24 protein-coding genes are annotated in these 23,195 nt (G+C 67.7%); 6 read left to right on the forward strand and 18 right to left on the reverse strand.

Going from position 1 to position 23,195, the window contains the following annotated elements:
- Nucleotides 1-129 precede the first annotated feature (129 nt).
- From AC3WLF_RS02930 to AC3WLF_RS02940, 3 genes are read right to left on the reverse strand one after another with little or no spacing between them, the layout of a single operon-like run.
- Entirely contained in the window at nt 130-963 is an 834-nt protein-coding gene (locus tag AC3WLF_RS02930) for a TatD family hydrolase (protein ID WP_492320844.1), read from the reverse strand.
- Nucleotides 964-975: 12 nt separating this feature from the next.
- Complete coding sequence (gene lolD, locus AC3WLF_RS02935; RefSeq protein ID WP_010809010.1) at nt 976-1,716, reverse strand: lipoprotein-releasing ABC transporter ATP-binding protein LolD; 741 nt, start codon at nt 1,714-1,716, stop codon at nt 976-978.
- Nucleotides 1,709-2,959: a lipoprotein-releasing ABC transporter permease subunit gene (locus tag AC3WLF_RS02940; RefSeq protein WP_492320846.1), complete on the reverse strand. Its 1,251-nt coding sequence runs from the start codon at nt 2,957-2,959 to the stop codon at nt 1,709-1,711. Before AC3WLF_RS02940 ends, lolD begins: the two co-directional genes overlap by 8 nt.
- 136 nt (nt 2,960-3,095) lie before the next feature.
- On the opposite strand from AC3WLF_RS02940, the gene AC3WLF_RS02945 reads away from it, so the two are divergent.
- Entirely contained in the window at nt 3,096-4,205 is a 1,110-nt protein-coding gene (locus AC3WLF_RS02945) for a hypothetical protein (RefSeq protein WP_492357813.1), read from the forward strand.
- 61 nt (nt 4,206-4,266) lie between these two features.
- A complete protein-coding gene (recJ, locus tag AC3WLF_RS02950) occupies nt 4,267-5,964 on the forward strand; it encodes a single-stranded-DNA-specific exonuclease RecJ (RefSeq protein WP_492357814.1) in 1,698 nt (565 codons plus the stop codon).
- A 28-nt stretch (nt 5,965-5,992) separates the two neighbouring features.
- Here the strand turns inward: recJ and AC3WLF_RS02955 are convergent, their stop codons facing one another.
- Nucleotides 5,993-6,703 carry a peptidoglycan DD-metalloendopeptidase family protein gene (locus tag AC3WLF_RS02955; RefSeq protein ID WP_492320849.1) on the reverse strand — a complete coding sequence of 237 codons (711 nt, stop codon included), beginning with the start codon at nt 6,701-6,703 and terminating at the stop codon, nt 5,993-5,995.
- A gap of 191 nt (nt 6,704-6,894) precedes the next feature.
- Here AC3WLF_RS02955 and prfB point away from each other — a divergent pair.
- The 4 genes from prfB (at nt 6,895) to AC3WLF_RS02975 (ending at nt 11,491) form a co-directional block, all read left to right on the forward strand.
- Nucleotides 6,895-7,999 (forward strand): peptide chain release factor 2 gene (gene prfB, locus AC3WLF_RS02960; RefSeq protein ID WP_099045607.1). Its coding sequence is split into 2 segments (ribosomal slippage): nt 6,895-6,975 and nt 6,977-7,999, totalling 1,104 coding nucleotides; the frame shifts between segments, so codons are not numbered across the junction.
- Nucleotides 8,000-8,127: 128 nt separating this feature from the next.
- Nucleotides 8,128-8,886, forward strand: a complete 759-nt coding sequence (locus tag AC3WLF_RS02965; RefSeq protein ID WP_492357815.1) for an SDR family oxidoreductase — start codon at nt 8,128-8,130, stop codon at nt 8,884-8,886.
- A 63-nt stretch (nt 8,887-8,949) separates the two neighbouring features.
- Complete coding sequence (gene lysS / locus AC3WLF_RS02970) at nt 8,950-10,494, forward strand: lysine--tRNA ligase (RefSeq protein WP_492320851.1); 1,545 nt, start codon at nt 8,950-8,952, stop codon at nt 10,492-10,494.
- Between the two features lie 250 nt (nt 10,495-10,744).
- The gene (locus AC3WLF_RS02975) at nt 10,745-11,491 is read left to right on the forward strand and encodes a glycine zipper 2TM domain-containing protein (RefSeq protein WP_492320852.1); all 747 of its coding nucleotides are present in this window, start codon (nt 10,745-10,747) and stop codon (nt 11,489-11,491) included.
- Between the two features lie 76 nt (nt 11,492-11,567).
- On the opposite strand, the gene iscX is transcribed toward AC3WLF_RS02975, so the two are convergent.
- From iscX to uvrB, 14 genes are all read right to left on the reverse strand, one after another.
- Complete coding sequence (gene iscX / locus AC3WLF_RS02980; RefSeq protein ID WP_010809019.1) at nt 11,568-11,762, reverse strand: Fe-S cluster assembly protein IscX; 195 nt, start codon at nt 11,760-11,762, stop codon at nt 11,568-11,570.
- Between the two features lie 32 nt (nt 11,763-11,794).
- Nucleotides 11,795-12,133 (reverse strand): ISC system 2Fe-2S type ferredoxin, encoded by a 339-nt coding sequence (gene fdx, locus AC3WLF_RS02985; protein WP_010809020.1) that lies wholly within the window; start codon nt 12,131-12,133, stop codon nt 11,795-11,797.
- A gap of 40 nt (nt 12,134-12,173) precedes the next feature.
- The gene (gene hscA / locus AC3WLF_RS02990; protein WP_492356909.1) at nt 12,174-14,039 is read right to left on the reverse strand and encodes a Fe-S protein assembly chaperone HscA; all 1,866 of its coding nucleotides are present in this window, start codon (nt 14,037-14,039) and stop codon (nt 12,174-12,176) included.
- Nucleotides 14,040-14,148: 109 nt separating this feature from the next.
- On the reverse strand, nt 14,149-14,667 hold the full coding sequence (gene hscB / locus AC3WLF_RS02995; RefSeq protein WP_492320854.1) for a Fe-S protein assembly co-chaperone HscB: 519 nt from the start codon (nt 14,665-14,667) through the stop codon (nt 14,149-14,151).
- A 63-nt stretch (nt 14,668-14,730) separates the two neighbouring features.
- The gene (locus AC3WLF_RS03000; protein WP_035822933.1) at nt 14,731-14,952 is read right to left on the reverse strand and encodes a DUF3565 domain-containing protein; all 222 of its coding nucleotides are present in this window, start codon (nt 14,950-14,952) and stop codon (nt 14,731-14,733) included.
- A gap of 25 nt (nt 14,953-14,977) precedes the next feature.
- On the reverse strand, nt 14,978-15,298 hold the full coding sequence (gene iscA, locus AC3WLF_RS03005; protein ID WP_010809024.1) for an iron-sulfur cluster assembly protein IscA: 321 nt from the start codon (nt 15,296-15,298) through the stop codon (nt 14,978-14,980).
- Nucleotides 15,299-15,341: 43 nt separating this feature from the next.
- On the reverse strand, nt 15,342-15,740 hold the full coding sequence (gene iscU / locus AC3WLF_RS03010) for a Fe-S cluster assembly scaffold IscU (protein WP_010809025.1): 399 nt from the start codon (nt 15,738-15,740) through the stop codon (nt 15,342-15,344).
- A gap of 66 nt (nt 15,741-15,806) precedes the next feature.
- A complete protein-coding gene (locus tag AC3WLF_RS03015) occupies nt 15,807-17,030 on the reverse strand; it encodes an IscS subfamily cysteine desulfurase (protein WP_269446663.1) in 1,224 nt (407 codons plus the stop codon).
- A gap of 55 nt (nt 17,031-17,085) precedes the next feature.
- The gene (iscR, locus tag AC3WLF_RS03020; protein ID WP_011614910.1) at nt 17,086-17,640 is read right to left on the reverse strand and encodes a Fe-S cluster assembly transcriptional regulator IscR; all 555 of its coding nucleotides are present in this window, start codon (nt 17,638-17,640) and stop codon (nt 17,086-17,088) included.
- A 106-nt stretch (nt 17,641-17,746) separates the two neighbouring features.
- Nucleotides 17,747-19,843, reverse strand: a complete 2,097-nt coding sequence (locus AC3WLF_RS03025; RefSeq protein ID WP_492357816.1) for a site-specific recombinase — start codon at nt 19,841-19,843, stop codon at nt 17,747-17,749.
- Nucleotides 19,844-19,930: 87 nt separating this feature from the next.
- Nucleotides 19,931-20,419 (reverse strand): low molecular weight protein-tyrosine-phosphatase, encoded by a 489-nt coding sequence (locus tag AC3WLF_RS03030; protein ID WP_492357817.1) that lies wholly within the window; start codon nt 20,417-20,419, stop codon nt 19,931-19,933.
- 90 nt (nt 20,420-20,509) lie between these two features.
- A complete protein-coding gene (locus tag AC3WLF_RS03035; RefSeq protein ID WP_035822940.1) occupies nt 20,510-20,752 on the reverse strand; it encodes a hypothetical protein in 243 nt (80 codons plus the stop codon).
- Between the two features lie 33 nt (nt 20,753-20,785).
- On the reverse strand, nt 20,786-21,007 hold the full coding sequence (locus tag AC3WLF_RS03040) for a hypothetical protein (RefSeq protein WP_010809031.1): 222 nt from the start codon (nt 21,005-21,007) through the stop codon (nt 20,786-20,788).
- A 97-nt stretch (nt 21,008-21,104) separates the two neighbouring features.
- Nucleotides 21,105-23,189, reverse strand: coding sequence for an excinuclease ABC subunit UvrB (gene uvrB, locus AC3WLF_RS03045; RefSeq protein WP_492320857.1), 2,085 nt, complete (start codon nt 23,187-23,189; stop codon nt 21,105-21,107).
- Between the last annotated feature and the right edge of the window lie 6 nt (nt 23,190-23,195).

Here is a 23,195-nt window from a genome sequence, read left to right on the forward strand (position 1 = left end):
CAAAAGACACTGCCAGCCAGTCTAGTTGTGTTACCCATGTCCCCGAACAGGTGTTACCTATGTCCCCGGTCTATACACGCGGGAGAGGGGAGCAAACCGCGGGCAATGTGAATGCGGGACCCGTTAACTTCAGCCCGGCCGCGGCGCCATGCTATCTGCAAACGCTGCCAGCCGCGGCATCGCATCCACGGCATTGCGCCACGTCGCCTGCGCCAGCGTCATCGCATCGATGCCGCGCAATTCAGCCATCACACGCGCCACGCCCGCCACCTCCGCCGGCGTGTTGCGCGCCTTGTGCTGTTCGCCGAACTGATCGTCAGACAGCCACGCCGGCGCAATATCGGGTGCGTCGGTTTCCAGCACCAGCGACTCCAGCGGCAGCTCCGTCGCCAGCCGGCGGATCTGCCGCGCACGGCTGAAAGTGACGTTGCCGCCGAAGCCGAGCTTCAGGCCCTGCTCGACAAAGCGCCGCGCCTGTTCATTGCTGCCGTTGAAGGCGTGGGCAATGCCGCGCTTCACGCCCAGCTTGCGCAGTTGCGCGCCAACCTGGTCCTGCGACTTGCGAACATGCAGCAGCACCGGCAGGTCAAATTCGCGCGCGATCTTCAGCTGCTCCGCGTAGAGCCAGGTCTGGTGCTCCGCATCCAGCCCCGCGACGAAGAAGTCGAGCCCGATCTCGCCGATGCCGACAAAGCGCGGGTCGCCCATGCTGGCCACCACCTCGCGCCGCAGCGTGTCAAGGTCGGCCTGGCCGGCACCGGGCGAGCACAGCGGATGGATGCCGAGCGCATAGACGCAGCGCGCATCGTGGCGCGCCAGCGCGCGCACGGCCTCGAAGTTCCACGCTGCCACCGCCGGCACCACGATGCCGCGCACGCCGGCGGCCTCGGCCGCGTCGGCCACCTGCTGGCGGTCAGCGTCGAACTCGCTGGCGTCGAGGTGGCAGTGGGTGTCGATCCACATGGGCCGGCCCGCTCAGCGTTCCTGGTGCAGGTGCCCGTCGCGCAGCCGCAGCACGCGGTCGCAGCGGCCGGCCAGGTCCAGGTCGTGGGTGACGATGATGAAGCTGGTGCCGAGCGTGCGCGACAGTTCCAGCATCAGGTCATAGACGCCCCCGGCGGTGTGGTCGTCGAGGTTGCCGGTGGGTTCGTCGGCCAGCACGCAGGCCGGCTGCCCCACCAGCGCGCGCGCGATCGCCACGCGCTGGCGCTCGCCGCCGGACAGCTCGCCCGGGCGGTGCTTCGCGCGCCCGCCCAGGCCCACGCGCTCCAGCATGGCCTGCGCCACGCCGCGCGCGTCATGCTGGGTCAGGCCGCGGATGCGCATCGGCATGGCCACGTTGTCCAGCGCGGTGAATTCCGGCAGCAGGTGGTGGAACTGGTAGACGAAGCCCAGCTGGCGGTTGCGCACCACGTTGCGCTCGCGCTCGCGCAGCGCCGTGAAGGGCTTGCCGAGCAGCGCGACGCGGCCGGAGTCGGGCTCATCCAGCCCGCCCAGCACATGCAGCAGCGTGCTCTTGCCCGAGCCCGAGGCGCCGACGATGGCAACCTTCTCGCCGGCATCGACGCGCACATCGACGCCGCGCAGCACGTCCACGTCGAGTTCGCCCTGGCGGAAACGCTTGGTCAGGCCCTCGGCCACCAGCACCGGCGAGCCGGTGCGCGGCTGGTCCGCGGCGGGCGTGGGGGTATCGGCGTGCAACACGGCTTCACTCATAGCGCAGCGCCTCCGCCGGGTTGACGCGGGCGGCACGCCAGCTGGGATAGAGCGTGGCCAGCGTGGCCAGCACGAAGGAGATGATGCCGATGGTGGCGATGTCGTTCACGCGGGGATCCGAAGGCAGTTCGCTGATGAAATAGATGTCGCGCGGCAGGAACTGCACGTGCAGCAGCCGCTCGATGAAAGGCACGATCACGTCGATATTGGTGGCGATCAGCGTGCCGCCGGCCACGCCCAGGATGGTGCCGATAAAGCCGATGGCCACGCCCTGCACGATAAAGATCTTCATGATCGAGCCCGGCTGCGCGCCCATGGTGCGCAGGATGGCGATATCGGCCTGCTTGTCGGTGACGGTCATCACCAGCGTCGACACCAGGTTGAACGCGGCCACTGCGATGATCAGCGTCAGGATGATGAACATCATGCGCTTCTCGGTCTGCACCGCGGCAAACCAGTTGCGGTTCTGCTTGGACCAGTCGCGCAGGTAGAGCTCGCCCGACATGGTGCCGGCCAGCTCGTTGGCCACCTGCGGCGCGCGCTGCATGTCCTGCAGCTTCAGGCGCACGCCGGTGGGGCCGCTCAGGCGGAACAGGGTCTCGGCGTCATGCATGTTGACCAGCGCCAGCGCGCTGTCGAACTCGAAATGCCCGGACGAGAACACGCCCACCACGGTGAACTGCTTGAGCCGCGGCAGCACGCCCGCCGGCGTGATGGTGCCCTGCGGCGCCACCAGCGTGACCTTGTCGCCGACCTGCACGCCCATGGCGTTGGCCAGCTCGTTGCCCAGCGCGATGCCGAAGCCGCCCGGCTCCAGCGCCGTCATGCTGCCGGCCCGGAACTGGCTGCCGATGTCGGAGACCTTGGGCTCCTGCGACGGCTCCACGCCGCGCAGCAGCACGCCGCGCACGGCGTCGTCGCGGGTCAGCATGGCCTGGGCCGCGACATAGGGCGCGGCGCCGGTCACTTCCTTGTTCTGCAAGGCTTCGGCCGCGGTCTTCTGCCAGTCCGGCAGCGCCGACGGGCCGATCACTTCGATATGCGCCAGCACCGACAGCATGCGGTCGCGCACTTCCTTCTGGAAGCCGTTCATCACCGACAGCACCACGATCAGCGCGGCGACGCCAAGGGCGATCCCGAACATCGAGATCATCGAGATGAACGAAATGAAGGTGTTGCGGCTGGCGCGCTTGCTTGCGCGGGTGTATCGCCAGCCGATCTGCCACTCGTAGGGAAAGTTCAAGAGGATTCCTGTTGTTTCGGGAAAGCGCCGGTGCCCGGTGGAGGGGCGCCGGCGGCACGCATGCGGGCCGTCGGGTGCGCCGCCTGCCTCTCGCAAGACTGGCGCCGGCCAGCCGGGAGTTTACAATCTCGCCACCATGATGACGCACCTGACCCTGATTGTGCCCTTTTCCGTCCCGCCGGGCGCCGGCGACGACGGCCGGGACGATGTCGTTCCCGGCGCGCTGCTGCGGCAGTTGGAGCTGCCCGCGCTCGGAAAGTTGCTGACCCGGGCCGAGCCCGGCCCGCGCGAGCGGCATGACGACCCCTTCCTGCGCAGCCTGCCGCAGGAGCGCTGGCTGGCCGGCAAGGCGGCGCTGGACCCGGTCCGGGTGCCGCTGGCGCCCTATATGCGGCTGGCCGACAGTGGCGGCGCCGTCCCCGCCACCCCCGATGGCCAGTCCTGGACCTGCCTGCAACCGGTGCACATCCACGCCGCGCGCGATCACCTGGTGCTGATGCCGCCCGCCCAGCTGGGCATCCGGCCGCAGGAGGCCGCGACCCTGCGCGCCGCCATCGACGAACTGCTGCTGGAATCGGGCATCGCGCTGGAATCGCCCTGCCCGCAGCGCTGGTACCTGCCCGAGGCCGTATTCGGCCCGCTGGAGGCGACCACGCCGCTGCGCGCCGCGGGCCGCAATATCGATATCTGGATGCAGGCCGGCGAACGCGCCCGCGACTGGCGCCGCCTGCAGAACGAGATCCAGATGACCTGGTATGACCACCGCGTCAACCAGGCCCGCGAGGCTGCCGGCGAGGCGCCGGTCAATTCGGTCTGGCTGTACGGCGGCGGCGCGCTGCAGCCGGTGCCGCGGCTGGCCGATACGGTGCTGAGCAACGATCCCTTCCTGAGCGGGCTGGCCCTGGCCGCGGGCAGCCGCGTGCTGCCGGTGCCGGCCGGCCTGGCTGGCGCCAGCGGGGTGGAGGGCACGGTGCTGGCCATGCTCGACAGCGCCACCGAAGCGCATATCGCCGAAGACTGGGGCCTCTGGCTGGACCGCATGCATGCGCTGGATGCCGACTGGTTCGCGCCGGCACTGGAAGCACTGGTGGCCGGCCAGGTCGGCGCCATCACGCTGGTGCTGGCCGGCGAGAACCACTTTGCCGAGTTCACCGTGCGCCGCGCCGACCTGCGCAAGTTCTGGCGCGGCATGGGCCAGCGCGGCGACTGGCGCGCGCTGCTGTCCGACCTCGCCTATGCCGCATAAAGCTGCCTGAAGCCGCCTGACACGCGCCGCCCCGACCGAAACCTCACCTGCCGCCCCGCCCATGACCCGGATCGCCATCCGCCAGTACTCTCCCGAACACGCCAGCTCGCTGGCCGCCGCCGGCCTGCACCCTACGCTGGCCCGCATCCTGGCCGCGCGCGGCGTGGCCCGCGCCGCCGAACTGGCCACCGACCTGCCCGAGCTGGTGCCGCCCGCGGCCATGAAGGGCATCGGCCACGCCGCGGCCTACCTGGCCGACGCCATCGGCGCCGGCAAGCGCCTGCTGATCGTGGCCGACTATGACTGCGACGGCGCCACCGCCTGCGCGGTGGGCGTGCGCGGGCTGCGCATGCTGGGCGCGCGGGTGGAATACATCGTGCCGAACCGCTTCGAGTACGGCTACGGCCTGACCCCGGAGATCGTGGCGCTGGCGGCCAGGCAGCAGCCGGACGTGATCGTCACGGTCGACAACGGCATCGCCAGCGTCGACGGGGTGGCCGCGGCCAATGCGCTGGGCATCGACGTGGTGGTGACCGACCACCACCTGCCGGGGTCAGAGCTGCCGCAGGCCGCGGTGATCGTCAACCCGAACCAGCCGGGCTGCGAATTCCCCAGCAAGAACCTGGCGGGCGTGGGCGTGATGTTCTACGTGCTGCTCGCGCTGCGCGCCGAACTGCGCCAGCGTGGCGTCTATACCCAGGCCACGCAGCCGCCGCTGCAGACGCTGCTGGACCTGGTGGCGCTGGGCACGGTGGCCGACGTGGTCAAGCTGGATACCAACAACCGCATCCTGGTGGCACAGGGCCTGCGCCGCATGCGCGCCGGACGGATGCAGCCGGGCGTGGCGGCGCTGTTCCGCGCCGCCGGGCGCGAGGCGGCGCGCGCCAATACCTTCGACCTGGGTTTCGGGCTGGGTCCGCGCCTGAACGCGGCCGGCCGGCTGGCGGACATGTCGCTGGGCATTGAATGCCTGCTGACCGAAGATGCCAACCGCGCCTGGGAGATCGCGCAGGAGCTGGACAGCATGAACCGCGAGCGGCGCGACATCGAGGCCGGCATGCAGCAGGAGGCGCTGCAGATCCTGGAGCAGCCGCTGGCCGGCCCGGACCCGTCGGCGCGCTTCACCGTCAGCGTGTTCAACGACACCTGGCACCAGGGCGTGATCGGCATCGTGGCGTCGCGTCTGAAAGACAAGTTCCACCGCCCCACCATCACCTTCGCCCCCGGCGACGAGACCACCGTCAAGGGCTCGGGCCGCTCGATCCCCGGCTTCCACCTGCGCGATGCGCTTGACCTGGTGTCCAAGCGCCATCCCGGCATGCTGCTCAAGTTCGGCGGCCACGCCATGGCGGCCGGGCTGACCGTGCGCGCCGAGCGTTTTGCCGAGTTCCAGGAGGCCTTCGAGGCGGTCGGCCGCGAATGGCTGACCGACGACCAGCTGGCGCGCGTGATCGAGACCGATGGCGATATCGAGGACCAGTGCTTCAGCCCGGAATTCGTCACCCTGCTAGAGCAGCAGGTATGGGGCCAGGGCTTCCCGGCGCCGACCTTCTGCGGCGAGTTCGACGTGCTGCGCCAGAGCGTGCTCAAGGGCAAGCACCTGAAGCTGCAGCTCGGGCGCGGCAGCCAGCGCTTCGACGCGATCTGGTTCAACCATGCCGACTCGCTCGGCGCCAGCGCACAGGTGGCCTACCGGCTCGACAACAACACCTTCAACGGCGTCACCCGCGTGCAGCTGGTGATCGAACACGCGCAGTAGCGTGCTCCCGGGGGCTTCCGCCCCCCGTTCAGCCCCGCGACGGCAGGTAGGCAGCGGGATCCACTGGCTTGCCGTTGCCGCGCACCTCGAAGTGCAGCTCGCTCGGGCTCGCACCCATGCGGCCCACGTCCTGCCCTGCCGAGACCTGGGCGCCTTCCGTGACCAGCGGCTGGTCCAGGTTGCCGTAGACGGTCAGCCAGTCGTCGCTGTGCTTGACGATCACCAGCATGCCGTAGCCGCGCAGGTTGCCGACGTGGATGGCGCGCCCGGCGGCGGCCGCGCGCACCGCGCCGTTGGCCGGCACCGCGATGCTCAGGCCCTTGCTGGCCGGCGGCGAGAAGCCGGCGGTGACGCGCCCGTCGGCCGGCCATTGCAGGCGGATGCTGCTGGCGGGCGGCCGGGAGGCCGAGCCGCTGTCGACACGCGGGGTATCGGTCACGGCCTGGCCGGCCGAAGCACTGCCTGAGGCACCACCCGGCGGCCGCACGCGGATCAGCTGGCCCACCTCGATCTGGCCGGGGCTGGTGATGTCGCTGTTCCAGCGGGTCAGGTCGCGTACGCTGCGGCGGTGCTTGCGCGCGATCGAATACAGCGTGTCGCCGCGCTCGACGCGGTAGTAGCCGTCCGGCACGGGACCGCCCGTGGTGCCGCAGCCGGCCGCGACCGCGGCCGCGGCGGCCAGCAGCAGGCCCAGCGCGCGGCGCCGGCCTGGTTCGATGTCATGTCTGGTTTGCGTCATTCGTCCCTGTTCTTTGTCGTGCCGGGGGCGGCTTGCGACCCGTATTATCGCCGCGTGCATCGCCCGGCACCGGCGGATAGACCGCGCCGCGGCCAATCCGTTCGGTCCGCGGCCCGCCCGAGGCGGTCCGGAAGCCCCGGGTTGCCGCGCCGATCCGCTATAATTCGACGTTTTCGAAGCGCAGGAACATCATGGAAGCAGAACGCCTCAACGCCATCTCCGGTGCCATCTCCGATCTCCGTTCGCGAACGGAAGATCTACGGGGGTATCTTTGACTACGATGTCAAAGTAGGAAGGCTGGACGAAGTCAACGGTTTGCTGGAAGACCCCGACGTCTGGAACAACCCCAAGCGGGCCCAGGACCTCGGCAAGGAAAAGAAGGCAATCGAGGGCGTGGTAAGCGTGCTCAGCAAGCTCACCGACGACCTCAGCGGCGCCGAAGAGCTGTTTGAGCTCGCCAGGGAAGAAGGCGACGACGACACCCTCGAAGCGATCGAGGCCGACGTCAAGGGCTTCGAGGAGATCGTCGCGGGCATGGAATTCCGCCGCATGTTCTCGGGCGAGATGGACCAGGCCAACGCCTTTATCGACATCCAGGCCGGCGCCGGCGGCACCGAAGCGTGCGACTGGGCCTCGATGCTGCTGCGCCAGTACCTGAAGTACTGCGAGCGCAAGGGCTTCAAGGCCGAGGTGCTGGAAGAGTCCGAAGGCGACGTGGCCGGCATCAAGAGCGCGACCATCAAGATCGAGGGCGAATACGCCTTCGGCTACCTGCGTACTGAAACGGGCGTGCACCGCCTGGTGCGCAAGTCGCCGTTCGATTCGTCGGGCGGGCGCCATACCTCGTTCTCGTCGGTGTTTGTCTACCCCGAGGTCGACGATTCGTTCGAGGTCGAGGTCAACCCGGCGGACCTGCGCGTGGACACCTACCGCGCCTCGGGGGCGGGCGGCCAGCACATCAACAAGACCGATTCGGCGGTGCGAATCACGCACATCCCGACCGGTATCGTGGTGCAGTGCCAGAACGACCGCTCGCAGCACCGCAACCGTGCCGAAGCCATGTCGATGCTGAAATCGCGCCTGTACGAGCACGAGATGCGCAAGCGCCAGGCCGAGGCCGACAAGCTCGAAGCCGGCAAGACCGACGTGGGCTGGGGCCACCAGATCCGCTCCTACGTGCTGGACCAGAGCCGCATCAAGGACCTGCGCACCAACGTGGAAATGTCCAACACCCAGAAGGTGCTGGACGGCGACCTGGACCCGTTCATCGAGGCCAGCCTCAAGCAGGGACTGTAAGGCCGAATCGGGCCGCCCGCCCCGCGCCCTCCGGCGCGGGGCGGCACCCGCGGCGGCACAGCAACATCACCGCAATCGCTGGATCATCGCTGTACCGCCGCAGCTGCGGCCTTTCCGACCGGGGCACCATGAGCGAAGCCAATCACCTCTACATCATCACCGGCGCCTCGCGCGGGCTGGGCGCGGCACTGACCAATGCCCTGCTCGTGCCGGGCAACCGACTGATCTGCGTGGCGCGCAGCCGCAACAGCGAGCTCGAGCGCATCGCCACCATGAGCGGCGTGCCGGTGGCCTGGCACTTGCAGGACCTGTCGCAGGCCGGCCCCGCCGCAACCTGGCTCGCCAGCGTGCTCGATACGCTCGACCTCCCGCCGACCAGCGCCACGCTGATCCTGAACGCGGGCGTGGTCGAACCGATCGGCCCGGTCACGCGCCTGCAGGAGAAAGCCCTGGTGCCGCACCTGCTGACCAACCTGGCGGCGCCGATGACGATGACCGCGGCGTTCCTGGAGCGCACCGAGAAGTTCGACTGCCCGCGCAAGGTGCTGGCGATCTCCTCCGGCGCGGCGCGCCGCCCGATCGAAGGCTGGAGCGCCTACTGCGCCGGCAAGGCCGGGCTGGACATGTTCATGCGCTCGGTCAACGCCGAGTACGCCCAGGCCGAAGCCCCGCGCACCGTGCGCGCAGTGGCGCTGGCCCCGGGCGTGATCGACACCGGCATGCAGGCCACCATCCGCAATGCCGACTTCGCCCAGGTGCAGCGCTTCCGCGAGCTGAAAGCCAATGAACAGCTGGCGTCGGCCGAGGAAACCGCCGGCCGCATCGTCGCCTACCTGCACCGCCCGGATTTCGGCAGCATCGAGCTGGACGATCTCCGCAACTACTAAGCCGCACCCATCAAGCCATCTGAATCCGCGCGCGGCACGCCGCGCGCGATCCGACAAGACATCATGACTGAACCGAACCGCGCCCAGGCCAAGCCAGCCGCCGCAGACACACCCGCCGTCGACGAGAACAAGATCATCGCGGAGCGGCGCGAGAAACTGGCCACGCTGCGCCAGCAGGGCGTGCCCTTCCCCAACGATTTCCGCCCCACCCACCAGGCCGCCGCGCTGCAGGCGCAGTACGCCGAGACCGAGCAGGCCACGCTCGAGGCCGCGCCGGTCGAGGTCGCCATCGCCGGGCGCATGATGCTCAAGCGCGTGATGGGCAAGGCCAGCTTTGCCACGGTGCAGGACGGCAGCGGCCAGATCCAGTTCTACATCACCCGCGACAAGGTCGGCGAAGAGGTCTACGCGGCCTTCAAGCACTGGGACCTGGGCGACATCATCAGCGCCCGCGGCGAGCTGTTCCGCACCAACAAGGGCGAGCTGTCGGTGCAGGTGCGCGAACTGCGCCTGCTGTCCAAGTCGCTGCGCCCGCTGCCGGACAAGTTCCACGGCCTGGCCGACCAGGAAATGAAGTACCGCCAGCGCTATGTCGACCTGATCGTGTCGCCGGAAACACGCAACACCTTCCGCGCCCGCACCAATGCGATCTCGTCGCTGCGCCGCCATATGGCCGATGCCGGCTTCATGGAAGTGGAAACGCCGATGCTGCACCCGATCCCGGGCGGCGCCGCGGCCAAGCCGTTTATCACGCACCACAATGCGCTGGACATGCAGATGTTCATGCGCATCGCGCCCGAGCTGTACCTGAAGCGCCTGATCGTCGGCGGCTTCGAGCGCGTGTTCGAGATCAACCGCAACTTCCGCAACGAAGGGGTGAGCCCGCGCCACAACCCCGAGTTCACCATGATGGAGTTCTACGCGGCCTACACGGACTACCGCTGGCTGATGGACTTCACCGAGGACCTGATCCGCAAGGCCGCGATCGATGCGCGCGGCAGTGCCGTGCTGACCTACCAGGACCGCGAGCTGGACCTGTCCAAGCCGTTCCATCGGCTGACGATCTGCCAGGCGATCCAGAAGTTCGCACCGCAGTACACCGATGCGCAACTGGCCGATGCCGGGTTCCTGCGCACCGAGCTGAAGAAGTTCGGCGTCAACACCAACGCGCCGCAGTTCCTCAACGCGGGCCTGGGCACGCTGCAACTGGTGCTGTTCGAGGAAACCGCGGAAAGCCAGCTGTGGGAGCCGACCTTTATCGTCGACTACCCGGTCGAGGTCTCGCCGCTGGCACGCGCCTCGGACACGGTGCCTGGCATCACCGAGCGCTTCGAACTGTTCATCACCGGCCGCGAGATCGCCAACGGCTTCTCGGAGCTGAACGATGCCGAGGACCAGGCCGACCGCTTCCGCAAGCAGGTCGAACAGAAGGACGCCGGCGATGAAGAAGCCATGTACTTCGACGCCGACTACATCCGCGCGCTGGAATACGGCATGCCCCCGACGGGCGGCTGCGGCATCGGCATCGACCGCCTGGTGATGCTGCTGACGGATAGCCCGAATATCCGCGACGTCATCCTGTTCCCGCACCTGCGCCGGGAAGATTGAGCAAGCGCTTTGGCAAGATGAAGCCCCACCGAATCGGTGGGGCTTTTTCCTTGGGGCGCCGCCAATGTCATGCCAAGCCGCCGAATGTTACAGCCTGGCCCCGTGATATGCGCCCCAACCAACCATAAGGCATTGATATAAAAGATATTTTCCGCCTACATATATTTACAAAAACAAACGGAAAACCCCACCCGCTTCGGCCACACTGGTTCCATCCCAACGCGGCCTTCGCCGCACCGGAGCCATAGCAATGCAAAGCCAAGCCACCCCGAACGACAACACCCCTGCCCCGCTGCCGCCGCAACGCCGGCTGCATCCGCTCGTCGGTGCGGCAGCCGTCGCCGTGGTGATCGCCAGCCTGACCGCGGTCGCCGCCGTCACTGGCGTGCTGCCGATCGGCAAGGCCAGCCCTGACCTGCCGGCGCAGGCCGGTGCGCAGGCAGACCCGCAAGGGCCGCTGCCGGTCACGGCAGCGCCCGCCCCGGGCAGCACCACCCGGCCGCCGGTCTACAACGACGGCCAGCAGCGCCCGGCCGGCCAGGATGCCGCCGGTTCCTCGCAAGCCGCGCCACGCACCGCCCCGGCACGCCAGGCCGCGCAGCGCGACAGCGAGCCGCGCGCCAGCCAGCGTGCCGACACCGAGCGCCACGCTGCCAAGGGCAGCCCCTACGCCGGCCGTATCGTCTCGGTGACCCCGATCCAGACCCAGAAGCCCAACACCAGCGGCCTGGGCGCGCTCGGCGGCGCGGTGGTGGGTGGGCTGCTGGGCAACCAGGTCGGCAAGGGCAATGGCCGCATCGTCGGCACCGTGGTGGGTGCCGTGGGTGGCGGCGTGGCCGGCAACCAGATCGAGAAGACCGTCAGCAAGGACACGCACTATGAAGTGCGCGTGCGCATGGATGACGGCAGCCACCGCACCTTCACCTACGAGAAAGACCCCGCCGTGCAGCCAGGCGAGCGCGTGCACCTGGAGAACGGCGCGCTGATGCGGGGCTGATCCGGCTCCCGCGCAGCGGCAAAGCAAAAGGCCGGCAATTTGCCGGCCTTTTGTCGTCATCCCGATACTGCGTCGCTTATTCGGCTTCCTGGATCCAGGCCTGCTGGATCGCCTCCAGGATCTTCTCGCCCGAGCGCTCGGGCGCGTCGGCAAAGCCGTCGAGCTCCAGCACCCAGCGGCGCAGGTCAGTGAAGCGCACGCCCGCCGGATCGACATCCGGGAACTTGTCATACAGCGCTTCGGCAATGGCGTAGGTATCGGTCCACTTCATGGGATTGTTCTCCGCTGAGATTTGCCGGCCGCTCAGTGGCCTTCCTTGGCGTGGTTGATGGTGTACTTCGGGATCTCGATGGTCAGGTCTTCATCATCGACGATGGCCTGGCACGACAGCCGCGAATTCGGCTCCAGCCCCCAGGCCTTGTCGAGCAGGTCTTCTTCCTTCTCCTCGGCCTCGTTGAGCGAATTGAAGCCCTCGCGCACGATCACGTGGCAGGTGGTGCAGGCGCACGACTTCTCGCACGCATGCTCGATCTCGATGCCGTGCGAGAGCAGCGCGTCGCAGACGCTGACGCCCTTCTCGGCTTCGATCACCGTCCCTTCCGGGCAATATTCGACGTGGGGCAAAACAACGATCTGTGGCATGTGGTGTCCTGATGTCTGTATGTCGGTGCGGGCCCGGTGATCAGCCCAGCTCCTGCACCTTGCGCCCGGCCAGCGCGCTCTTGATCGAACGGTCCATGCGGCGGGCGGCGAATTCGTCGGTACCGTGCGACAGCTTCTCCACCGCGGCGTGGATGGCGTGGTGGTCTTCGCCGGAGGCGATCTCGCGCACCGTAGCCATCAGCGCCTCGACCGCGGTGCGCTCTTCCGCCGACAGCAGGTCGCCATCGGTTTCCAGCGCGCGCTGCGTGGCCTCGACCAGCCGGTCGGCTTCCACGCGCTCTTCGGCCAGCGCGCGGCTCTTCATGTCGTGCTCGGCTTCGCGGAAGCTTTCCTGCAGCATGCGCGCGATATCGTCGTCGGCCAGGCCGTACGACGGCTTGACCGTGACCGCGGCTTCCACGCCCGAATGCGTTTCGCGCGCGGTCACCGACAGCAGCCCGTCGGCATCGACCTGGTAGGTCACGCGGATGCGCGCCGCGCCCGCCACCATCGGCGGGATGCCGCGCAGCTCGAAGCGCGCCAGCGAGCGGCAGTCGCTGGCCAGCTCGCGCTCGCCCTGCAGCACGTGGATCGCCATCGCGGTCTGGCCATCCTTGAAGGTGGTGAATTCCTGCGCGCGCGCCACCGGGATGGTGCTGTTGCGCGGGATGATCTTCTCGACCAGGCCGCCCATGGTCTCGACGCCCAGCGACAGCGGGATCACGTCGAGCAGCAGCCAGTCTTCGCCCGGGGCATGGTTGCCGGCCAGCAGGTTGGCCTGCATCGCGGCGCCCAGCGCCACCACGCGGTCCGGATCGAGGTTGGTCAGCGGGGTCTGGCCGAAGTAGTCGCCCACGGCCTTGCGGATCGACGGCATGCGCGTGGCGCCGCCCACCAGCACCACGCCCTTGACCTCGTCGGGCGCGACGCCCGCGTCGCGCAGCGCCTTGCGCACCGGCGCCAGGGTCTTCTGCACCAGGTGCGCGGTGACCTGGTCGAAGATCTCGACAGTCAGCGTCAGGTGGACGATCTCGCCGGACTCCAGCACGGCGTCGATCACGGTGCTGTCGCTTTCCGACAGCGCTTCCTTGGCCGCGCGCGCCCGCACCATCAGCAGGCGCATGTCCTGCGCCGATAGCGGCTGCAGGCTGGCCTGCTCGACGATCCAGCACAGCAGGCGCTGGTCGAAGTCATCGCCGCCGAGGGCCGAGTCGCCGCCGGTGGCCAGCACCTCGAACACGCCCTGCGTCAGCTTGAGCACCGAGATATCGAAGGTGCCGCCGCCCAGGTCGTAGACCGCGTAGATGCCTTCCGAGGCATTGTCCAGGCCGTAGGCAATGGCCGCGGCAGTGGGCTCGTTGAGCAGGCGCAGCACTTCCAGGCCGGCCAGGCGCGCGGCGTCCTTGGTCGCCTGGCGCTGGGCCTCATCGAAGTAGGCCGGCACCGTGATGACGGCGCCGACCAGGTCGTCGCCCAGCGTGTCTTCAGCGCGCTGGCGCAGCGTGGCCAGGATCTCGGCCGAGATCTCCACCGGGCTCTTTACGCCGGCGGCGGTCTTGATCTGCAGCATGCCCGGCGCGTCGACAAAGTCATACGGGCTGTGCTCGATATTGGCCACGTCGCGCAGGCCGCGGCCCATGAAGCGCTTGACCGAGACGATGGTGTTCTTGGGATCGCGCACCGCTTCTTCCTGGGCCCGGTAGCCGATATGGGCGGTACGGTCCGGCAGGTAGCGCACGACCGAGGGCAGCAGCGCGCGGCCGCGCTCGTCGCCCAGCACCTCGGGAATGCTGCTGCGCACCGCGGCCACCAGCGAATTGGTGGTGCCGAGGTCGATGCCGACGGCCAGGCGGCGTTGGTGGGGCGCCGGCGACATGCCGGGTTCGGAAATCTGGAGCAGTGCCATGGTATTTCTTTGCTGTCTTGTGCGGCAGTGGAAACCGCCATGCGGGTGGCATTGGGGAGCGGTTTTCGCGCCGGGCGCCATTGTGTCACGGCCCCGGCAAACGTGCCGGTCAGTGTTCCAGCCGGTCGATGGCCTCGCTGGTATCGTGCTCAATCTTCTCGATAAACATCAGTTGCCGCACCGCGCCGCCAGCCGCCTCGTTGTCGCCGGAATCCAGCAACGCGCCCAGTGCTTCGTGGCGCTCGCGCTTTTCCTGGCGCAGCTCGCGCAGCAGCGCATCGAGCCGGTCCACTGCGCGCTCTTCCACCGCTTCCTGCAGCGCTTCGCGCCATTCCATCTGCTGCATCAGGAAGGCCGGCGTCATGGCCGTGTTGTTCTCGGCCTGCACATCGACGCCGCGCAGCTTCAGCAGGTAGGTCGCGCGCCGCAACGGCTGGCGCAGCGTACGGTAGGCTTCATTGGCATGCGCGGCCCATTGCATGGCCACGCGGCGCTCGGCGTCGCCCGCCTTGGCAAAGCGGTCCGGATGCGCCTGCGACTGCACGGTGCGGTACGCCGCATCCAGCGCGGCTTCATCGACGCCGTACTGCGCCGGCAGGCCGAACAGCGCAAAAAAATCGTCTTTCAACTGCTTCCCCAAGAAAAAAGAGCGGCCGCGCCGCCCCTTTGTCCATTGCCGCCACGGTGCCGCTCAGGCGGGCTTGCGTGCCCACTCGGCCGGCGCTTCGTTGCGGTCGCACTTCAGGCAGTTCACCCGCATGCCGATCATGCCGGCGCGGCCCTGCTCGCTTTGCGTCCATGGCCGCGACTGCCATGGCGGGTCGTGCCGCATATGCTGGCCGTGCCCGCATTCGAGTTCGGCCACCCAGTGGCCTTCCTCGTCCCGGCGGAACCCGACGATGCTGCGCTCCACCGGGGCTTGCTTGCGCTGGCGCGCCTCAGACCGTGAAGGACTCGCCGCAGCCGCACTCGTCCTTGACGTTGGGGTTGTTGAAGCGAAAACCTTCGTTCAACCCTTCACGTGCGTAGTCGAGTTCGGTGCCGTCGATATACGGCAGGCTCTTGGCGTCGACGATGACCTTGATGCCGTGCGATTCGAACACCGCGTCTTCCGGCAGCAGCTCGTCGACGTATTCCAGCTTGTAGGCCAGGCCCGAGCAGCCGGTGGTCTTCACGCCCAGGCGCAGGCCCACGCCCTTGCCGCGGCGCTCCAGGTAGCGGGCCACATGCTTGGCCGCCTTCTCGGTCATGGTGATCATCGTTGCGTCTTCCTTCGTCGATGCCGTGGTCAGTGCGACAGAATCAGGCAGCCTTCTGCTCGGCGCCGTGCTTCTTCTTGTAGTCTTCGACGGCGGCCTTGATCGCGTCTTCGGCCAGGATCGAGCAGTGGATCTTCACCGGCGGCAGCGCCAGTTCTTCGGCGATCTGGGTGTTCTTGATCTCCAGCGCCTGGTCCACGGTCTTGCCCTTGACCCACTCGGTCACGAGCGAGGACGAGGCAATGGCCGAGCCGCAGCCGTAGGTCTTGAACTTGGCGTCTTCGATCACGCCCGCCTCGTTGACCTTGATCTGCAGCTTCATCACGTCGCCGCAGGCCGGCGCACCGACCATGCCGGTGCCGACCGCATCGTCGTTCTTATCGAACGAACCGACGTTGCGGGGGTTTTCATAGTGGTCGAGAACCTTGGTGCTGTATGACATTTTGCTTACCTCTTGCGTATCTTTGCGGGGGTATTGCTTTTTGTTCTGATGATCTGTGCGGGCGCGTCAGTGCGCGGCCCACTGGATCGAATTCAAATCGACGCCGTCCTTGAACATTTCCCACAGCGGCGACAGGTCGCGCAGCTTGCCGATCTTGCTCTTGAGCAGTTCGATGGTGTAGTCGATCTCCTGCTCGGTGGTGAAGCGGCCCACCGTGAAGCGGATCGAGCTGTGGGCCAGTTCGTCGTTGCGGCCCAGCGCGCGCAGCACATACGACGGCTCCAGCGAGGCCGAGGTGCAGGCCGAACCCGACGACACCGCCACGTCCTTGATCGCCATGATCAGCGATTCGCCTTCGACGAAGTTGAAGCTGACATTCAGGTTGTGCGGCACGCGCTGTTCCAGGTCGCCGTTCAGGTAGACCTCTTCCATGTCCGACAGGCCGTTCCACAGGCGGTCGCGCAGCATGCGGATGCGTTCGTTCTCGGTCGCCATCTCTTCGCGGGCGATGCGGAAGGCTTCGCCCATGCCGACGATCTGGTGCGTGGCCAGCGTCCCCGAGCGCATGCCGCGCTCATGGCCGCCGCCGTGCATCTGCGCCTCGATGCGCACGCGCGGCTTGCGGCGCACGTACAGCGCGCCGATGCCCTTGGGGCCGTAGGTCTTGTGGGCCGAGAACGACATCAGGTCGCACTTCAGCTTGCCCAGGTCGATCGCCACCTTGCCGGTCGCCTGCGCGGCGTCGCAATGGAAGATGATGCCCTTCTCGCGGCAGATCTCGCCGATCTGCGCGACGTCCTGGATCACGCCGATCTCGTTGTTGACCAGCATCACCGAGACCAGGATGGTGTCCGGGCGCAGCGCCTGCTTGAACACTTCCATGTCGAGCAGGCCGTTTTCCTTCACGTCCAGGTAGGTCACTTCAAAGCCCTGGCGCTCCAGCTCGCGCGTGGTGTCGAGCACGGCCTTGTGCTCGGTCTTCAGGGTGATGATGTGCTTGCCCTTGCCCGAATAGAAGTTCGCGGCACCCTTGATCGCCAGGTTGTTCGATTCGGTTGCACCCGAGGTCCACACGATCTCGCGCGGGTCGGCGCCGACCAGTGCGGCCACCTGCTCACGTGCTTCTTCCACCGCGCGCTCCGCTTCCCAGCCGTACGCGTGGCTGCGCGAGGCGGGGTTGCCGAACTGCTCGCGCAGGTACGGAATCATCTTGTCCGCCACGCGCGGGTCCACCGGCGTGGTGGCCGAGTAATCCATGTAGATGGGGAAATGTGGGGTGCTCATCGTTATGACTGCCTTGTTAGGGACCGCTGATCGCTGTTTTGCTGTCGTTGCCTGGGCGCGCTCAGGACTGCGCCAGGCTGAAAACTGAATTCACCATTCTGGCCCGGACCGGCTTTTCCTGCTTGTCGGCCTTGCCGCGCGCAGCGGCCGCGACCGGCTGCGCGGCGTCTTCGCGCATGTCGTGCAGCACGGCAGGCTGGCGCTCGCGTTGCTGGTCCACCAGGTTCTTGAGGGAAACGGAGTCGAGGTACTCGACCATCTTCTGGTTCAGCGTCGCCCACAGTTCGTGGGTCATGCAGCGCCCGGAGCCGTCATCTCCGTTACAATTGCCCTTGCCGCCGCACTGGGTGGCATCCAGGGGCTCGTCCACGGCGATGATGATGTCCGCCACGGTGACGTCTTCGGCCTTGCGCGCCAGACTGTAGCCGCCGCCCGGGCCGCGCACGCTTTCAACAATCTCGTGCCGGCGCAGCTTGCCAAACAGCTGCTCCAGGTAGGACAACGAGATCTTTTGCCGCTGGCTGATGCCGGCGAGCGTGACCGGTCCCTGGTCCTGGCGCATGGCCAGGTCGATCATCGCAGTGACCGCGAAGCGGCCTTTGGTGGTCAGTCTCATGGTGCAGGGCTCTGGGGGTGAAGCTAATACTTGATCGTTTCCGTCAAGTATAAAGGTACCCGACTAATTCAGTCAACTACCCCTGCCGCAGCGCACCACGCCCCGATCACGCTTCGCGCGCGCGCGCGGCCGTCTCCGGGCCTGCCGCGCGCGGCGGCATCACCAGCGACAACGGGTGCTTCAGGATGCGCCGCCGCACGGCCGCGCTCAGTTCGGCGCGGTCCACGCGCCGCAGGTTGCGTGACCGCAGCGCCATATTGAACGCCAGCGCGAAGCTCACTGCCACGTTCAGCATCCCCATCAGCGCAATGCCCGCCACCGCCAGCCACAGCGCCGGCATGCGCAGTGCGTCCAACCCCAGCACGCCGAGCGCGGTGCCGACCGAGCCGGTCGACAGCGTCACATGGCGCACTTCCATATGCGGCCCGAAGAAGCTCAGGATTTCCGGCCCCAGCCCCAGCAGCAGGCCCAGCGACACGTTGGCGGCTATGCCCGACAGGTTGCGCTTCCAGAAATCCGCCAGCCGGGTGGCGCCGCGCGCACCCAGCACGTACTGGAGGCGCCGGTTGTAGGCCATCACGTCATGCACGCGATGCAGCGCGAACCAGTTGTCGGCCCAGCCGGCAATCAGGCTGGACAGCCACAGCAGCACGCCGGTGAAGGCGGCATAGAGCGGCGTCGGGCCCAGGATCGAGAACGACTCGATGGTGGCAATCGCCTTGGCCGGCGTGATCAGGTTGGTGCCCAGCAGCTTGTGCGCCAGCCACTGGATCCCCAGCGCCACCGGGAACACCACCGCGAGGTTGCCGACGATCGCCGCCGCGTTGGAGCGGATCATGGCAATGGTGTCGTCGACAAATATCTCGCGCCCCTCCGGCCGCCCGGCCCCGTCCAGCCGGTGCGCCAGCGCCGGCCCGGTCATGGCCGGCTGCTTGGTCGCCAGCGTGAAGTGCGCAAAGTGGATGGCCAGGAAGCTGCCGGCGTAGTTGAGCGAGGCCAGCAGCCCCTCACTGAACTTGTCCAGGTGCAGGCCGTAGATCAGGAACTTCAGGTACACGGTGGCGACCGAGACCAGGCCGCCGCCGGCCGCGGCGCGCACCAGCTCGGCGTATTCCTTGCGGTCGCGCGTGATGTAGTGCTCGCCGGTCTCGGCCGAGCGCTCCACCACCTTGCGCGCCAGTTGCGCGAACGAGGTGCCGGCCAGGTGCGAGATGCTGCGCCGGGCCTGGGTCGATCGGATCAGCTCGGCCACCATGTGCGCATGCATGCCGGGCCGGTGGGGCTCGACCCAGGCCGCCAGCAGCAGCTCGATGCGGCTGAGCTGCACCTTCATGCGCTCGATCTGGAACACCACCTCGACCGACACGCCGTTGTCTTCCAGGTCCTCATACACCTGGCGGATCGCGGCATGGCAGCCGTCCAGCAGCGCGCGGAAGTAGTTCAGGCGGTGGCCGAAGCTGTTGTCGTCATGGCGCAGGCCCTCTTCACACAAGGCCTGGATGGCCTCGTCCAGGCGGAAGAACGGTGTCTCTGCCACGCGCCCGGCCAGGCGCGAACGGATCGCCTGGCTCAGGCCGGTGGCGCGCACCTGACTGACCAGCACCGCGATGCTGGTGGCAAGCGTCTGGCCCAGCGCATCGCGATAGTGCGCCATGCCCGCCGCTTCGCCCCCGGCGCTGCCGGCCTGCAGCACGCGCGCCAGCCGCGCCAGCAGCCCGTCGTCGATGGCTTCGACCCACTCCGCGTCCTCATCCCCGACGAACACCAGCGCAAACAGCCCCGCCATGTCGCTGCGGTTGGGCGGCGGCGGCAGGAAGCGGTTCTGCAGCCGGCCCACCATCTCGCTGACGAAGCCCGGGTGCAGGGCCACGCCGGTATCGCAGAACAGTCCGGTGGGGTCGTTCTCGCGCACCAGGCTGCGCACCGTCAGGGCAAAACGCCCGGCCCAGTCGGGATGCCGCTCCAGCACCTGCAGCAGGTAGCGCAGCCGCACATGCTCGGGGTGGCGGCGGTCCGTGCCAGGTTCCTGGCTGTCAGCATCGGCACCCAGCCCGCCATCGCGGCGGATCCAGAAGCCCAGCTCGATCAGCCAGCCGTTGCGCTCGGCCAGCGGCGCCTCAGGATCGGCAGCGGCCAGGATGGCGTCGAGCTGCAGGCTGGCATTGCGCGATTCGCGCCATTTGCGGAACAGTTTGTGAAGCATGGATTCTCGTGGGATCGGGCCGCCGGCCGCGGCGCTGGTAGCGTCGCGGCGCGGGCCGCAGAAAGGACGACGGAGCGGGCGCCGGGATCAGCCGGCGTTGCCTTGCAGGCGCTGGCGCAACTCGGCCACCAGGCCGTCGCAGGCATCTTCGATGTAGTCGAGCACGCGCTCGAAGCCATCGCCTTCGCCGTAGTAGGGGTCCGGCACCTCGTCGGCGTCGTGGCGGGTGGCGAAGCTCATCAGCAGGCGCAGCTTGGCGCCAGCATCGGGGCGCAGCCGCGCCAGGCCGGCCAGGTTCTCGCGGTCCATCGCCAGGACCAGGTCGAAGCGGTCGAAGTCAGGCAGGCCGACCTTGCGCGCGCGCAGCGCGGACAGGTCATAGCCGCGCTGCAGCGCGTGGCGCTGGGTGCGGGGATCGGGTGCGCGGCCCAGGTGGTATTCATGCGTGCCCGCCGAATCCAGTTCCACCAGCGCGTCCAGCCCCGCCGCAGCCAGCTTGGCGCGCAGCACGCCCTCCGCCGTCGGGGAACGGCAGATGTTTCCCATGCAACACATCAGGATGGCGTATGTCTTCATCGGATCACGGCTAGGCGGGAGTGGAACGGCGGGCGCAGCGGCACACGGGAGGGCCGCCGGCCGGACAGCCGCAATTCTACCCGCAGCCCTTCAGGCCAGCTGCTTGGCCAGCCGCTCGCCGTGCGCAAACCCGGCCACTTCCGCGGCCTCGCGCGATTTGTAGTGCTCGGTGATGCGCGAGGTCTCGGTCAGCGTGCCGGCGGCGCGAATATTGGTACCGGGGCGGCAGACGCGCACGGTGTAGGACCATTCGCTCTGTGAGCGCTGTTTGACCTGGACCTGCACTTCGTGGGTTTCATAGACCTTCTTCTTCCATTCACCGATATCGGTCATTGTGGTTCTCCACGGAAAATGGGGGATACCTGGCTAGTTGACCTCGCCGGCGTCGATCGCGCGCATGGCGCCGGCCTCCGCCAGGGCGATGGCCCCTTCGGGCGTGGGCGCGTCGCCCGCAATCGCCTCGTAGCTGGGGCCGGAAGGCTCGCCGAAGGCATCGGCGATGCGCATCTGCGCCGCAAACCCGCCGGCGGCATTGGGGACCGCGCTGACCACGACCGCGTAGCCGCCGTATTCAAACTGGCGTTCCATCTTGCCTCCTTCGCGGCAGCCTTCGCGCTTTCACCCTTCATGACCGGCGCCGCCGCGAATTTCACTATAGGCGAAGCGCGCGTGGCGGTGCGGCGTATCAGGCAGGCGGCAGCGCGCTCTCTCCGCTGGCGCCGAACACCTGCGCCTTGAGCTTGGCCAGCTGGTCGCGCACCTGCGCCGCCTGCTCGAACTCCAGGTTGCGGGCGTGGTCGAGCATGAGCTTCTCCAAACGCTTGATTTCCTTGGAGACCTGCTTCTCGCTCATGTCCTCGTAGCGGGCCTGCTCCTGCGCCGCCAGCAGCTCGGCCCTGGCATCGTTGACGCTGTAGACGCCGTCGATGATGTCCTTGATGCGCTTGACCACGCCGCGCGGCGTGATGCCGTTGGCCTCGTTGAAGGCGATCTGCTTGGCGCGGCGGCGCTCGGTCTCGCCAATGGCCTTCTTCATCGACTCGGTCATGCGGTCCGCGTACAGGATCGCGGTACCGTTGACGTTGCGCGCGGCGCGCCCGATGGTCTGGATCAGCGAGCGCTCGGCGCGCAGGAAGCCTTCCTTGTCCGCATCGAGGATCGCCACCAGCGACACCTCGGGAATATCCAGGCCTTCGCGCAGCAGGTTGATGCCCACCAGCACGTCGAAGGTGCCCAGGCGCAGGTCGCGGATGATCTCCACGCGCTCGACGGTGTCGATGTCCGAGTGCAGGTAGCGCACCTTGACGCCGTTCTCGGACAGGAACTCGGTCAGCTGCTCGGCCATGCGCTTGGTCAGCGTGGTCACCAGCACGCGTTCGCCAACCTCCACGCGGGCGTGGATTTCCGACAGCAGGTCATCCACCTGCGTGGTCGCCGGGCGCACCATGATGATGGGATCGACCAGCCCGGTCGGACGCACCACCTGCTCCACCACCTGCCCGGCATTGTCCTGCTCGAACTGCGCCGGCGTGGCCGAAACAAACATCACCTGGCGCATCTTGCGCTCGAACTCGTCGAACTTCAGCGGCCGGTTGTCCAGCGCCGAGGGCAGCCGGAAGCCGTACTCCACCAGCGTGGTCTTGCGCGCGCGGTCGCCGTTGTACATGCCGTTGAGCTGGCCGATCAGCACGTGCGACTCGTCCAGGAACATCAGCGCGTCGGGCGGCAGGTAGTCGACCAGCGTCGGCGGCGGATCGCCGGGGCGTGCACCGGACAGGTGCCGCGAATAGTTCTCGATGCCCTTGCAGAAGCCCAGTTCGGACAGCATTTCCAGGTCGAAGCGGGTGCGCTGCTCGAGCCGTTGCGCCTCCACCAGCCGGTTTTCCTTGTGGAAGAACTCCAGCCGCTCGCGCAGCTCCGACTTGATCGCCTCGATCGCGCGCAGCACGGTCTCGCGCGGGGTCACATAGTGGCTCGACGGGTAGACCGTGAAGCGCGGGATCTTCTGGCGCACGCGGCCAGTCAGCGGGTCGAAGAACTGCAGCGACTCCACCTCGTCGTCGAACATCTCCAGCCGCACCGCCATCTCGGCGTGTTCTGCCGGGAAGATGTCGATGGTGTCGCCGCGCACGCGGAAGGTGCCGCGCTGGAAGTCGGTCTCGTTGCGGGTGTACTGCATCGCGATCAGGCGCGCGATCACGTCACGCTGGCTGATCTTGTCGCCGGCACGCAGTGTGAGAATCATCTGGTGGTATTCGGTCGGGTTGCCGATACCATAGATCGCAGAGACGGTCGCCACGATGATCGTGTCGCGGCGCTCCAGCAGGCTCTTGGTCGCCGACAGCCGCATCTGCTCGATATGCTCGTTGATCGACGAGTCCTTCTCGATAAACAGGTCGCGCTGCGGGACGTAGGCCTCGGGCTGGTAGTAGTCGTAGTAGCTGACGAAGTACTCGACCGCGTTACGCGGGAAGAACTCGCGGAACTCGGCGTAGAGCTGGGCCGCCAGCGTCTTGTTGGGCGCGAACACGATCGCCGGCCGTCCCATCCGGGCGATCACATTGGCCATGGTGAAGGTCTTGCCCGAACCCGTCACCCCCAGCAGCGTCTGGAACGACAGGCCGTCCTCGACCCCCTCCACCAGTTGCCGGATGGCCTCCGGCTGGTCGCCGGCGGGCGGGAACGGCTGGTAGAGCTGGAACGGGGAGCCGGGGAATGTGACGAATTTGTCTTCGTCCAGGGCCGGCGCGGCTTCTGCAAGGTTCGACATAGGGGG

Source organism: Cupriavidus sp. FW306-01-F10A (assembly GCF_058782785.1).